Here is a 13,791-nt window from a genome sequence, read left to right on the forward strand (position 1 = left end):
GATTATTGGTATTTTAGTATACGAATACATTACTAATTGATAATGATTATTTTTTAGAAAGAAGGTGTCAAGTTGGAAGAACGTATACAACGTGTGAAAGAACAATTACACAAAGCTTCCTACAAACTAACTCCGCAAAGAGAAGCGACAGTTAGAGTATTACTTGAGAATGAAGCCGATCATTTAAGTGCAGAGGACGTTTACCTAAAAGTTAAAGATAAGGCACCTGAGATTGGTCTCGCAACTGTCTATCGTACGTTAGAACTATTAGCTGAATTAAAAGTAGTCGACAAAATTAACTTTGGCGATGGTGTTGCTAGATTCGATTTAAGAAAAGAAGGGGCAAAACATTTTCACCACCATATGGTATGCATGGAATGTGGCGCAGTTGATGAAATCGAAGAAGATTTATTAGAAGACGTAGAACGTCGTGTTGAAAAAGAATTTAACTTTAAAATTTTAGACCATCGATTAACTTTTCATGGTATTTGTCATAGATGTCACGAAGAATAAATCTATACTGGACGTTACTAAATGAAGTTTTATACTGATTTTAGTGATGTCTTTTTTTATGGTAAAATAATGACAACAATGAGGTGAATTCATGGAACAAATCATAAATGAGTTTATAGATTTTATAAGATTAGAAAAAGGTTTGAGTCAAAATACAATCCAATCGTACCAAAGAGATTTAAAGCAATATAACCAATACATAACTGAACATAAAATTAGTCATATAGACAACATTGATCGTATTGTGATACAAAAATATTTTGCACATCTTAAACAAGAAGGTAAATCAGCTAAGACAATTGCGAGACTGGCAGCGACAATTAGGAGCTTTCATCAATTTGCGATTAGAGAAAAGTACGCCGTTAAAGATCCAACAATATTGATTGAAACACCTAAATACGAACAAAAGCTTCCAGATGTATTGAGTGAAGATGAAGTGAATCAACTCTTAACATTTACACATATTACAAATCCTAGAGATGAACGAGACCGTACGATGCTTGAACTTTTATATGGCACGGGCGTTCGTGTAAGTGAATTGATTCAATTAAATGTAGAAGACGTCAATTTGACGATGGGATTTATTAGAGTGTTTGGTAAAGGAAATAAAGAACGAATCGTACCACTTGGTGAACATTTAATGGGCATATTAAGAAACTACATCCAGGAAGTTCGTCCAAATTTATTGAAGAAACATGTTACAGATATATTATTCTTAAATGCACGTGGTACAGCTTTAACGCGACAAGGATTTTGGAAAATATTAAAAAAAATCGGCTTAGAAAAAGGGATAACGAAAACTTTAACACCTCATACTTTAAGGCATTCTTTTGCGACGCATTTGCTTGAAAATGGTGCAGACTTGAGGGCAGTGCAAGAAATGCTCGGACATTCCGACATTTCTACAACACAACTTTACACACACATCTCTAAAAAACAAATACGTGAGATGTATTTAACGTATCACCCTAGAGCCAAAAAGGAGAAGAAAAATGAAGAACAATAAACAACAACAAAATGAATCAAAAAAATATGTCACTTTAGCAATTTTATTAACTTTTGCTGTCGCTTGGGGTCTTATTTATTGGTTATTTATTGTCTAGCGTGACGTTGTTTATATGCTGAAATACGACTTTCTATCACTTCAGTACGATCTCTTAGTAGATGATGATGTTTAATATAATCTGATACATCTGTATTATAGTTAAATTCAAAGTCATCAAATGTACTTTCTAAAGCACGATAGCTTGCATCTGTTAAAGGGAGTTGGATATTTTCATATGGATGACCTTGCTCAATGCGCATGATTTGTGAACGAATTAAAGATTGAAACGATGCTTTTTCAATACCTAAATGGCTAAAGTCATCATTTAATTCTGCAATTTGTAATGCTTTTTTATAAGTTTTTAGAGCGCCTTTGGTATTATCACGTCTATAGTGGTAACATGCTGTTGAGAACAATATTAAACTTACAATTGCATCATGCTTACTAAATTGAGTTTGATCTTTCCAATGATCTTCTAATATATCGTGACATTCAAAATAATGTCTTAAGACATGGAAATGATAGTGAAATGACATTATTTGTGTTTCCATTTAAAATCCCTCTCAGCATAGAATATTTATACGTAATCATGGTATAATAATTTTTAGATTTATGCACGTAAAAGGAATAGAAATGAGGAAGTTTTAAATGTATGAAGTAAAACTTGATGCCTTTGAAGGACCTTTGGATTTATTACTTCATTTAATACAAAAATACGAAATTGATATTTATGATATTCCAATGAAGGAACTAACCGAGCAATACTTAAGTTATATACATCAAATGAAAATATTAGAAATAAATGTAGCGAGTGAATATTTAGTGATGGCATCAGAGTTATTGATGATCAAAAGCAAATTATTACTACCTACACAACCATCAGATATTGATGAATTTGAAGATGATCCAAGGGACGATTTAGTTAGACAATTAATCGAATACCAAAATTATAAAGAATATGCTGAATTATTAAATCATAAAAAACAAGACAGAGAGCAAATATTCATCAAAAAGCCAGCAGATTTATCCAAATTTGAAGCCGTTCATGACAAACGTGCACCTTTAGATTTAGATATGACGGATTTAATTATTGCATACCAACGTACTAAACGTAGACAGAGATTTAATAAACCACAGAATGTTACCGTTAACGAAGATAGTTATACGATTGAAATGGCAACTGCTTCAATACAAGCACAACTTGCCCAACATAAGAGTTATAAATTTTTCGAGACATTGCCATCTGATTTATCTACAAATGTATTAGTAACGTTGTTCTTGGCAATATTGGAAATGATGAAATTAAGACAAATTGATGTATTTCAACAATATCAATTTGGAGAAATAACTATAAATCGAGGCGTGAATTATGTCAGTGAGTAAATTAGGATTATTAGAAGGATTATTATATTCATTAGGTGATGAAGGCATTGAAGTTAATCAGTTATGTGAGTTATTAGAATTAACGCCATCACAATTAAAAGATTTAGCAAATGAATATGATCGCGAAACATTACAAATTATTTTTTACGGTAATAAATGCATTCTTACAGCAAAGCCAATTATGCATCAATATCTTGAAAAATTAATGATAGATAATATGAATACAAAATTATCACAAGCTGCGTTAGAAACATTATCTATTATTGCATATAATCAACCTGTTACGAGAAGTGATATAGAAGTGATTCGTGGTGTAAATTCAGACGCTTCTGTTAAGACTTTAATTGCGAAAGGTGTCGTTGAATCAAAACATAACGATCAATCTAGAAGCCAATTATTGTATACGACAGATTACTTTCTAAATGTATTTGGACTGACTTCTTTAGACGAATTACCGAAATCAACAAATGAAGAAAATGAACAAGAAGAAATGGATTTGTTTTTTAGTAGCATGAACGAAAAACAAAACAATGAGGAGCAATCATAATGAGTGAAGAATTAGAGAGATTACAAAAAGTTATTGCGAAAAGTGGCTATACGTCACGTAGAAAAGCAGAAAAATTAATCGAAGAAGGGCTTGTATACGTTAATAATAAACAAGTAACTGAACTTGGCACTAAAGTGAAAGATTCTGATTATATCGAAGTAGAAGGTATTCCATTAGAAATGCCGGATAAACTATATATTTTATTTCATAAACCAACAAAAGTAATTACAAGTGTATCTGACGATAAAGGAAGAGCGGTTGTAACGGATTATTTTAAAGATATTAAGACGAGAATTTTCCCAGTTGGTAGATTAGATTATGATACATCAGGTTTATTAATTTTAACGAATGATGGTGAGTTTACAAACTTAATGACACATCCTCGTTATAAAATTCAAAAGAAATATGTAGCAAAATTAAAAGGCTATTTACTAAGAGAAGAAGTTAAACAATTAGAAAAAGGTATACAGCTAGAAGATGGATTGACACAACCTGCAATTGTAAAAGTAAAAAGTCAAGATAGAGAGCGTAATGTAACGCATGTGGAAATTACGATTACGGAAGGTAGAAATAGACAAGTTAGAAGAATGTTTAGTCATTTTGGACATGAAGTTGTTAAACTTACGAGAGTAGAATATGGGCCACTTAATTTAAAAGGCTTAAATGCTGGACAAGGCAGAACGTTATCACCTCATGAAATCAAAGTTTTAAGACATTTAGCACAAGATGGTAAATAATCTGTAAACGTTCACAATAATGCCACTAATCTGCTTTTTAGTCATGATATACTAGACAAAACACCATAACATTGCATATGTATGGTTTTTTTATTGTGTTAGGGAGGATTTTAAATGAAGAAAAAACAGAAGACTGTACTCCAAATTGTTATAACTGCAGTGATTTTAATTGCAATTGTATTTACAGTATGGTCCAGTCTTACGAAAGATAAGGATAAAGTAGCGCAAGTTGGAGATGATGCGCCACTTTTTGAACTCCAAACAGTTGATGGGAAAAAAGTTAATTTAAAAGATTTACGTGGGAAAGGTATTTTAATTAACTTTTGGGGGACTTGGTGTGAACCATGTAAACGCGAAATGCCTGAGTTAGAAAGACAATATCAAAACTACAAAGACAAAGGTGTTGAAGTCGTTGCGATACATGTCAGAAATAATCCTCAACAAATCAAACAATATTTAAGTTCATTAAAAGAAACACCAACATTCACAGTTGCGATGGATAACGATAATTTAGTAACAGATGCATACGGTATCAATCCATTACCAACTACGATAACGGTTGATAAAGATGGTAAAATAAAAACAAAGCATACTGGTGAACTTTCTAAAAAGCAAATCATAGAAGAAATGGAAAAGGTCAAAGTGAAATAGAGGGGGATTTAAAGTGAGCAACAAGCAAATTGTTTGTGAGTGCGGGCATAAGAACCCAGAAGGAACTCAATTATGCTTAAACTGTGGTCGCTTAATAAATGACGACTATGATAAGAAAAAGACAACCGACGTTATGCGTTACGATGGGCAAGCGATACGTTCGAAAACAAAAAACAGAACAATCTTAGATCGCATATGGAATTTCTTCGCTTCAATCAAAACAGGTGTTACTTTACTCGTATTAACGGTTATTGCAGCTTCAATTGGAACAATATTCCCGCAAGAATATTTTATTCCAATGAATGTGAATCCAGAACAATATTATTATGAACATTATGGTTCACTAGGCTTACTATATTATAAACTTGGATTCCACAATTTATATAGTTCATGGTGGTTCTTAATTCTGTTAGGTTTAGTAGCGTTCTCTATTATTACATCAAGTATTGATAGAGGGATACCTTTACATAAATCTTTGAAAAATCAAAGAACGAAAAAGCACAGTTCATTCTATAAACGTCAAAGATTAAACTTGCATTCAGAAGATCAAGTTAATCTAGATGAAATAAGTCAATCTTTTAAAGAAAAAAGATATAAAGTTAAACAAGATGGGAGTCATATCTTACTTGAAAAAGGACGTTTATCAAGATACGGTCCTTATATCAACCATACTGGTTTAATCATTTTATTATTTGGGGCAATGTTAAGATTCTTACCAGGCTTTTACTTAGATGATATGGTCTATGTGAAAGAAGGAGAAACGAAACCAGTACCAGGTACAGATAGAGGCTATTATATAAAAAATAACGACTTTATATATGAAGAATATGATCAAAAATCTCAATCTAATACAAACCCTGAATCAATTGACCCAAGTTTAAACAAAATTGCTAAGAACTACGAAACAAAAGCTACTTTGTATAAAAACAGTCAAGAAGAAGTAATTGGTTCAGATGCTAATTTAAAAGAAGTCGCTTCTGGTTCAATTAAAGTCAATCATCCATTGAAATATGATCACTTACAATTTTACCAAAGTAGCTTCGACAACTCGTTGTTAAAAGATATGACATTTAACTTAAAAACAAAAGACGGTAAAGCACTCGGGAAACCATTTACAGTCAATTTGGAAAGTCCTAAAAAGACTTATAAAATTACAGATGATTTAACAGTTAAGTTAAGAAGTTATGCACCAGATTACGAAAAAATAGAAAATGGTGTACTTGCAACTAAATCACCAAATCCAAATAATCCAGCTTTTGTGTTTGAAGTAACTGATAAGGGCAAACAATCAGAATTTAGTTTCTTAAGAATTAAAGAATCACAAGATATATCTAAAGATAATAAATACGATGTGAAATTTGCCAATGCAACAAATCAATGGGCAACAGTGTTGGCAGTGAAGAAAGATTTAACACTTCCAATATTATTTACAGGTTTCGTTATTTTCTTATTAGGTTTAGCAGTCGGATCATATATTAACCATAGACGTATTTGGATTAATACAGATAACGGTGAGTTTAATATCGCTGCACATACAAATAAGAATTATTATGGTTTCTCAAAAGAGATTAACCAAGTCTTAGATAAACATCACATTTCACATATTGAAGATACTAAACAAGACATTCACGAAAGTAAGGAGGCAAACAATGGATAAAGATATGTTTTTAAATATTAGTAATATCAGTTTATATTCTGCTTTTATTTTGTACTTAGTTGCGATTGTCCCATATTCATTCTCAATCCGTTCACCTAAGAAAAGAGCAGAAAAAGTAGGGGTGACATTAACTGTCATCGGTTTTGTATTACAAATTCTATACTTTATTACAAGATGGATTGCTGCGGGACATGCACCAGTAAGTAATATGTATGAATTCTTAACAATGTTCGGCATTATGATGGTAGGTGGCTTCCTTGTTATTTACTCTATTTATAAGACACCAATTTTAGCGTTATTCGTATTACCAATTGCGATGTTGTTAATTGCATATGCAAGTATGTTCTCTAGAGATGTTTCGCCTTTAATTCCTGCGTTACAATCTAGTTGGTTAGCAATTCACGTTATAACCGTAACGATTTCATATGGTATTTTATCAATCAGCTGTATAGCAGGATTAATTTATTTATTCGCAGCTGTTAGTCCAGAGGAAAAATCGATACATAGTTTCTTTGTAGAAGTCATTATGTATTTCATTGTTATTGTCATTGGATTTATATTAACAACGATCATTATGAAAGATATCGTTGGTTATGATGACACTTATTTCTTTATCGACAAAAACGATAATAACTCTGTTCAACATTATCATCTTCCAGCATTTGTGACACAACAAGATAGTTTACTTGTAGATCATGTTTCTGGTAGCGATTATGAACCAAAAGAAAGAACTGATATCTTAAAATGGAGCAAGATTGAATTACCTGCTGTTATCAATGCTCAAAAACTAAACACAGTCGTTTGGTCAATTGTAGTTGGTACAGTCTTATATGGTATACTAAGATTGATTTTGAAAGGCAAGACTTTATTTAGTCTTATCAAACCACTTACGAAAAAAGTCAATCTATCCTTGATGGATGAAATAGGATATCGTTCAGTAATCATTGGTTTCCCATTATTTGCACTTGGCGGTATATTATTCGCGAGTATCTGGGCACAAATGGCTTGGAGTAGATATTGGGGCTGGGATCCTAAAGAAGTTTGGGCGCTTATAACATTCTTATATTATGCGATATTCTTACATTTAAGATTAGGTAAAGGTTGGGAAGGCAGAAAATCAGCATGGTTAGCTGTTGGTGGCCTTGCAATCATTCTATTTAATGTTATTGCCGTTAACTTAATAGTAGCTGGTTTACATTCTTATGCTTAAAAAATGCTAGAAGGGAGTCAACGAAGCATGACAGATCGTATTTTAGTAGTAGATGATGAAGATAGAATTCGAAAATTAGTTAAAATGTATCTCGAAAGAGAAGGTTATGAAACTGATGAAGCGGATAATGGCCAAGATGCCTTAGATAAAGCTTTAAACGAAGATTATGACTGCATATTGTTAGACTTAATGTTACCTGAAATAGATGGAATCGAAGTATGTAAGAGAGTAAGAGAAACAAAATCAACACCTATTATTATGTTAACAGCTAAAGGTGAAGAAAATAATCGCGTTGAAGGATTTGAAATTGGGGCAGATGATTATATCGTCAAACCATTTTCGCCTAGAGAAGTTGTCTTACGCGTAAAAGCATTACTAAGACGTACTACGAATCATTCAATGGTTAATCAAACGAATACAGCTAAAGATTTAATTGTATTTGAAAACTTAGTCATTGATAATGACGCACATCGCGTATTAGCAGATCAAAAAGAAGTAAATTTAACACCTAAAGAGTATGAATTATTATTATATTTAGCAAAATCACCTGATAAAGTATTTGATAGAGAACAACTGTTGAAAGAAGTTTGGCACTATGAATTTTATGGTGATTTAAGAACAGTTGATACGCACGTTAAAAGATTGCGTGAAAAGTTAAATAGAGTTTCTGAAGATGCTGCACAAATGATTCATACTGTATGGGGCGTCGGTTATAAATTTGAGGTTCCTGAATAATGAATCGATTAAATAGTGTTGTTGTAAAACTGTGGTTATCTATTATTTTAATAGTAACGACAGTTTTACTTTTATTAAGCGGATTTCTTATAACTTTTTTACAATCTAATAATACATCTACTACAGGTGAAAATTTATATAATAATGCAAGTAAAATAGAACGATTATTACTGAGTTCACACGAAAAAGAGTCAGCAATCGATTATGCAAGAGCACTTGTTGAAGATCCTGCTGGACTCATTATCGTTAAAAATAGTGAGGATTTGACAGCAAGATCTGAAGACCCGTTAAAAGAAGTCATGCTTAATGAGATCAGAACTAATCATGCATTCGATAAAGTCTTTAATGAAGATAAGCACGTATTAAAAGAAATCAATTTAACTTATAACGGTGAGAAACATCAATATATTTTATTAGGCTATCCTTCACAAGCTTTTCCTGAAGACGATGCAGGTATCTTTTTATTCCAAGATATCAACTCCATTAAAGAAGCTCAAAATGTTGTTACATTGAGTATACTTGTTTCAGCCATTATATTATTAATCGTGAGTACGATCTTTGCCTTCTTCCTTTCAAACAGAATTACGAAACCTTTAATTCAATTGAAACATGCAGCCTTTAAAGTTGCTAAAGGTCATTATACTGAAAAAGTACCGATTTATACGCGTGATGAAATTGGCGAACTCGGTTTAGCATTTAATAAAATGAGTAAAGATATCCGTACAAACATAGATGATGTTAAATCGAAAAATAATATACAAGAAAAACTTATTAATTCAATGATCGATGGTGTGCTAGGTATTAATGACAAGAATGAAATCATTATTTCTAACTCCAAAGCAGATACATTCTTAAAAGAAGTAAGAGAATTTGATCATGTTGATATATCTACACAAAGAAACGACACATTTAAAGAAAAGAATACGCAGTTTTTCGAATACGAATTGGGACATAAATATTATGTCGTTATATCAACGTATATCGATAGCATTCAAAATGATGGTTCATCAGGTATTGTTGTAATCATTCGTGATATGACCGATGAACACCATATGGACCAAATGAAAAAAGACTTTATCGCAAGTGTTTCACACGAATTAAGAACACCAATTTCTATGTTACAAGGTTATACTGAAGCAATTGTTGACGGTATTGTAACTGAGAAGAAAGACGTTGATGATTTCTTATATATTATTTTAGATGAGTCAAAGAGATTAAGTAGATTAATTAATGAATTATTAGAAGTTGCCAAAATGGACGCTGAAGGCATTAAAGTTCATTTAGATGACTTTAACATTTCTACATTAATGAACAAAATTGATACTAAATTCTTACCACAAGCGAGAGAAAATGCATTGAATTTATCCGTTAAACATATTGGGAGTCTTACGAATTGGTATGGTGATAGTGATCGAGTTGAGCAAATTTTAACGAATTTAATCGATAACGCGATAAGATACACACATCAAAATGATACTATTAATGTTGTCTTTGATGATACAAATGAAGAAGACTTTGTTATAACAGTTCAAGATAGTGGCGTAGGTATCGCTAAGGAACATTTAGATCAAATATTTGATCGTTTCTATAAAGTTGACGCTTCTCGCACAAGAGGTAAACACGGAACAGGACTTGGTCTCTTTATCGTTCAAAAAATTATAGATGCACATCATGGTACGATTAAAGTTGATAGTAAAGAGGGTGAAGGCACTCAATTTACAATAACTTTACCAAAAGTTTAAATTGTTGAGTTATTTAGATGAAAATACCTGACCAATGTGCTAATATATATTTTGTAATTAAAACTAAATAAAAAAATTCATCTTCGGGGTTTGGTGTAATTCCATACCGGCGGTTAAAGCCCGCGACCCAATATATGTATGTATATTGGCTGACTTAGTGAAATTCTAAGGCCGACAGTTAAAGTCTGGATGGGAGAAGATGGAGGAAAAAATCTAGTCTTGACTAGGTTTATTTTGCGATAATTTTTCCTCCTATTCTTACGAGATGAATAGGAGGAGTTTATATGTCTAACGATAACAAAACAAAACGCTTACTCACTGTAAGTATGCTCATCGCAATCAGCTTTATTTTAATGTTTTTGAAATTTCCATTGCCATTTTTACCACCATATTTAACAATGGATTTCAGTGATATTCCTGTACTTGTCGCAACATTTGCGTTCGGTCCAGTTTCAGGTATATTAGTCGCATTATTTAAAAACGTATTGAATTTCTTAATTGTGTCACACGAACCAATTGGAAATACGGCTAACTTTTTAGCGTCAATATGTCTCGTCATTCCAACTTATTATTTCTATCGCATGAAAAAATCAAAATTATTTATGGGATATGGATTAGCAGTTGGTACAATCTTAATGACAATTCTCATGAGTTTAATGAATTACTTTGTTCTATTACCTTTATACGGACAAATTATGAATCTTGCAGATATTGCAAATAATTTAAAATTAATCGTATCTGCCGGTATTATTCCATTTAATTTAATTAAAGGTATTGTCATTTCTGTCATATACATTTTAATATTTGATAAACTTAAGTCTATTATAAAATAAAGAAAGGCTAGGACCTCACGTCCTAGCCTTTCTCATATATATTATTCGAATTTAAGTGCGTCTCCGTCGAATGATTCATCTGCTATTTTAATTGAATCTGTCGGACAACCTTCGAAAGCATCTTCCATATCTTCTAATAATTCTTCTGGGACAGCTTCGATTCCCTTATTGTCGTCTAGTATTACGTAGGCGATTCCCTCATCATCATAATCGTATATATCAGGGGCAGCTGCTCCACATGCGCCACATGCTATACATGTATCCATATCTACTATTGTGTATTTAGCCAAAATTTTCGCCTCCTTTAAAAAACATGCTACACTTATTATACATACTTATTTTAGTGATAACACTTAGAGATTTCAACATTTTTATGTTATTTGAGGTGACTTATTTGAAACAGATTATACTGAAAACCCTTTCCATGAAGCATGACAACAAAACTGATAAAAGTATTTATAACATTTTAATCGGTAAAAAGACTCATCAAACATATTTTGATGCAACGATTGAACATTTGAAATTGTATTATGGTTGTTTGCCAAATTTAAAATTTGAACAATTCGAACAAATCATTAACGAATCAGTGGAACATATTAATGAACCTATCATAGGCGACTTTTTCTATAGTCAGGCCATTCAATCTGTTAATACAATCTTATTATTAACTCAGATGATAAGTCAAAAAAAGCATAACCATTTAACATATCAACCAATCATCAATGATAAAGAGATACAATTTAAAGCTAAAGAAATTTACGTACACATTAAAGAAGTAGGCGAAGATAAATTTATAGAAGAAATATATCAGCTATTTGAAGATATGAATACATACTTTCAAACAATATATATGCATTATTTATTAGCAGGTTTTCGAGAAACGCCTTATACAATTGAACAAATTTCAATGATTGAAGATATTGGTATAATGGATTTAAGAGAACATTTAGTAGAAGAATATCAATTTATCCAAGTTGCGATACAAAATAAAGAACGTTATCCAATATTATCTCAGATTAAATATCAACCTTTGTTAAACCAACAAACATTCACAACATATGAATTATTAAATCGTACTTATGATATGGATCAACTAGCGAATATTAAACGTGTTAAGACGCATACGATTCATGACCATATTATTGAAATGTATATTAAAGGTTATTTAAAGGATAAGAATTTATACGTTAGTGATGACCAATACGCAAGATTTGTAGAAGTGATTCAACAAACACCTAATCAAAATTTGAAATTTTATTATGAAGCGTTAAATGATTTTACGTATTTCGAAATCAAACTCATGTATGTTTGCTATGCAATGGAGGGATTAAATGCTACAACAAGAACTTAAAAAGTATTTTGGATATGATCATTTTAGAAGTGGGCAAGAGGAAACAGTCCAAAACATATTAGACGGCCATGATGTGTTGAGCATCCTTTCAACCGGCGCTGGAAAAAGTTTATGTTACCAATTGCCAGCATATATAACTGGTGGCAGAGTGCTCATAATTTCTCCACTTATTTCTTTAATGGATGATCAAGTTGTTCAGATGAAATTAAATGGCGAGAAGAATGCTGTTGCAATCCATTCTGCTATTGATCCAAATGAAAGGTCAGATATATTTAGAAATTTATCGAACTATCAATTTATATTTTGTAGCCCAGAATTTATATATGAAGAACATAATTTTAAACGCTTTAAATCTATTGGTTTTAAATATATTGTCTTAGATGAAGCACACTGTTTAAGTGAATGGGGATTTGATTTTAGACCGCATTATGCACTGATTTCAAAAGTCACACAATACTTTAAACAAGCACAAGTTATCGCACTGTCAGCAACATTGACAAATAAAATGATGGAAGATATAGAAGTGATTACAAAGCGCCATTTTAAAATACATAAAGAAGGACTCAATCGTTCAAATATTATGTATCATCATGTTAATTTTGATAGCGAAGAAGAAAAAGATCATTACCTATTAGACACCATAAAAGACTCAGGACCAACTATTATTTATGTGTCATCTAAGAAGAAATGTCATGAATTAGCAGAAATGATTTATAAAGAAGGCTTTTTAACAGGGATTTATCATGGGGATTTAAATTATCAAGAAAGAACAACTGTTCAAACACAGTTTATCAATAACGATATTAAAATCATTGTCGCTACAAGTGCTTTTGGAATGGGTATTAATAAACAAGATGTAAGAACAGTGATTCATTACCATTTACCTACGTCACCTTCTAAATATGTACAAGAAGTTGGCCGAGCAGGACGTGATGGTGAATCCTCTCAAGCAATTAGTTTATTTACTGCAAGTGATATTCATATTTTAAGCCATTTAGCTAATGAACATGGAATTGATATTGATATGCTTAATTTATTCGAACAAGGGTATCAACTAAATGAGGAGATATCTAAAAATATCCAGTATCTTCTTGAATTATATCCACTTAAACAATTAAAAGAGAAAATTCAAGCTGAGCAGAATCAAAAACAATATGCATTTAGTTTTATGAGAAATTATATTCAAATCGATACATGTAGACGTACGTATTTAATGAATTATTTTAATGAACATGTTACACAAGATAATCATTGTTGTGACAATTGTAAGAATGCAAATTTATTAAAATTACCAAATATAAAAGAAGTCAAATTCAAAACTTCTTATAAAAATAGATTAAATGCAATATTTTAATAGGATTGCTTTACTTGATAAGTTCAACAAGGA

General features: G+C 31.5%; 15 protein-coding genes and 1 riboswitch. Of the genes, 13 read left to right on the top strand and 2 right to left on the bottom strand.

Annotation, left to right across the window (positions count from 1 at the left end; genetic code table 11):
- Positions 1 to 72 precede the first annotated feature (72 nt).
- Both fur and xerD read left to right on the top strand, forming a co-directional pair.
- Positions 73 to 513, top strand: a complete 441-nt coding sequence (gene fur / locus LQ622_RS05300; RefSeq protein ID WP_025907044.1) for a ferric iron uptake transcriptional regulator — start codon at positions 73 to 75, stop codon at positions 511 to 513.
- A gap of 91 nt (positions 514 to 604) precedes the next feature.
- Positions 605 to 1,519, top strand: coding sequence for a site-specific tyrosine recombinase XerD (gene xerD / locus LQ622_RS05305; protein ID WP_037588196.1), 915 nt, complete (start codon positions 605 to 607; stop codon positions 1,517 to 1,519).
- Between the two features lie 86 nt (positions 1,520 to 1,605).
- Here xerD and LQ622_RS05310 read toward each other — a convergent pair whose 3' ends face one another.
- Positions 1,606 to 2,109 (bottom strand): DUF309 domain-containing protein, encoded by a 504-nt coding sequence (locus LQ622_RS05310; RefSeq protein ID WP_037588194.1) that lies wholly within the window; start codon positions 2,107 to 2,109, stop codon positions 1,606 to 1,608.
- A 97-nt stretch (positions 2,110 to 2,206) separates the two neighbouring features.
- Here LQ622_RS05310 and LQ622_RS05315 point away from each other — a divergent pair, with 97 nt between their 5' ends.
- The 9 genes from LQ622_RS05315 to LQ622_RS05355 all read left to right on the top strand — a co-directional run bounded on the left by LQ622_RS05315 (position 2,207) and on the right by LQ622_RS05355 (position 11,053).
- Positions 2,207 to 2,941 carry a segregation and condensation protein A gene (locus LQ622_RS05315; protein ID WP_126477487.1) on the top strand — a complete coding sequence of 245 codons (735 nt, stop codon included), beginning with the start codon at positions 2,207 to 2,209 and terminating at the stop codon, positions 2,939 to 2,941.
- Complete coding sequence (gene scpB, locus LQ622_RS05320; protein ID WP_037588190.1) at positions 2,928 to 3,488, top strand: SMC-Scp complex subunit ScpB; 561 nt, start codon at positions 2,928 to 2,930, stop codon at positions 3,486 to 3,488. Before LQ622_RS05315 ends, scpB begins: the two co-directional genes overlap by 14 nt.
- Entirely contained in the window at positions 3,488 to 4,225 is a 738-nt protein-coding gene (locus LQ622_RS05325) for a pseudouridine synthase (protein ID WP_126477486.1), read from the top strand. The genes scpB and LQ622_RS05325 overlap by 1 nt, the downstream gene beginning before the upstream one ends.
- 114 nt (positions 4,226 to 4,339) lie before the next feature.
- Positions 4,340 to 4,876 carry a thiol-disulfide oxidoreductase ResA gene (gene resA / locus LQ622_RS05330; RefSeq protein WP_126477485.1) on the top strand — a complete coding sequence of 179 codons (537 nt, stop codon included), beginning with the start codon at positions 4,340 to 4,342 and terminating at the stop codon, positions 4,874 to 4,876.
- Positions 4,877 to 4,889: 13 nt separating this feature from the next.
- Entirely contained in the window at positions 4,890 to 6,533 is a 1,644-nt protein-coding gene (gene resB, locus LQ622_RS05335) for a cytochrome c biogenesis protein ResB (RefSeq protein ID WP_126477484.1), read from the top strand.
- The gene (gene ccsB, locus LQ622_RS05340; RefSeq protein ID WP_037588178.1) at positions 6,526 to 7,743 is read left to right on the top strand and encodes a c-type cytochrome biogenesis protein CcsB; all 1,218 of its coding nucleotides are present in this window, start codon (positions 6,526 to 6,528) and stop codon (positions 7,741 to 7,743) included. The genes resB and ccsB overlap by 8 nt, the downstream gene beginning before the upstream one ends.
- 27 nt (positions 7,744 to 7,770) lie before the next feature.
- Positions 7,771 to 8,478 (top strand): response regulator transcription factor, encoded by a 708-nt coding sequence (locus tag LQ622_RS05345; RefSeq protein WP_025907062.1) that lies wholly within the window; start codon positions 7,771 to 7,773, stop codon positions 8,476 to 8,478.
- On the top strand, positions 8,478 to 10,220 hold the full coding sequence (locus tag LQ622_RS05350; RefSeq protein WP_239774737.1) for an ATP-binding protein: 1,743 nt from the start codon (positions 8,478 to 8,480) through the stop codon (positions 10,218 to 10,220). The genes LQ622_RS05345 and LQ622_RS05350 overlap by 1 nt, the downstream gene beginning before the upstream one ends.
- A 75-nt stretch (positions 10,221 to 10,295) precedes the next feature.
- A riboswitch (FMN riboswitch) is annotated at positions 10,296 to 10,425 on the top strand.
- A gap of 79 nt (positions 10,426 to 10,504) precedes the next feature.
- Positions 10,505 to 11,053, top strand: coding sequence for an ECF transporter S component (locus LQ622_RS05355; protein WP_025907065.1), 549 nt, complete (start codon positions 10,505 to 10,507; stop codon positions 11,051 to 11,053).
- Positions 11,054 to 11,094: 41 nt separating this feature from the next.
- On the opposite strand, the gene LQ622_RS05360 is transcribed toward LQ622_RS05355, so the two are convergent.
- Positions 11,095 to 11,343: a ferredoxin gene (locus tag LQ622_RS05360; RefSeq protein ID WP_016913182.1), complete on the bottom strand. Its 249-nt coding sequence runs from the start codon at positions 11,341 to 11,343 to the stop codon at positions 11,095 to 11,097.
- A gap of 104 nt (positions 11,344 to 11,447) precedes the next feature.
- On the opposite strand from LQ622_RS05360, the gene LQ622_RS05365 reads away from it, so the two are divergent.
- Together LQ622_RS05365 and LQ622_RS05370 are read left to right on the top strand one after the other, a co-directional pair.
- Positions 11,448 to 12,404, top strand: coding sequence for a helix-turn-helix domain-containing protein (locus LQ622_RS05365; RefSeq protein WP_126477481.1), 957 nt, complete (start codon positions 11,448 to 11,450; stop codon positions 12,402 to 12,404).
- Positions 12,385 to 13,758 carry a RecQ family ATP-dependent DNA helicase gene (locus tag LQ622_RS05370; protein ID WP_126477480.1) on the top strand — a complete coding sequence of 458 codons (1,374 nt, stop codon included), beginning with the start codon at positions 12,385 to 12,387 and terminating at the stop codon, positions 13,756 to 13,758. The genes LQ622_RS05365 and LQ622_RS05370 overlap by 20 nt, the downstream gene beginning before the upstream one ends.
- The last annotated feature ends 33 nt before the right edge of the window (positions 13,759 to 13,791 follow it).

The organism is Mammaliicoccus sp. N-M50 (genome assembly GCF_022386995.1).
GTDB lineage: Bacteria > Bacillota > Bacilli > Staphylococcales > Staphylococcaceae > Mammaliicoccus > Mammaliicoccus sciuri_A.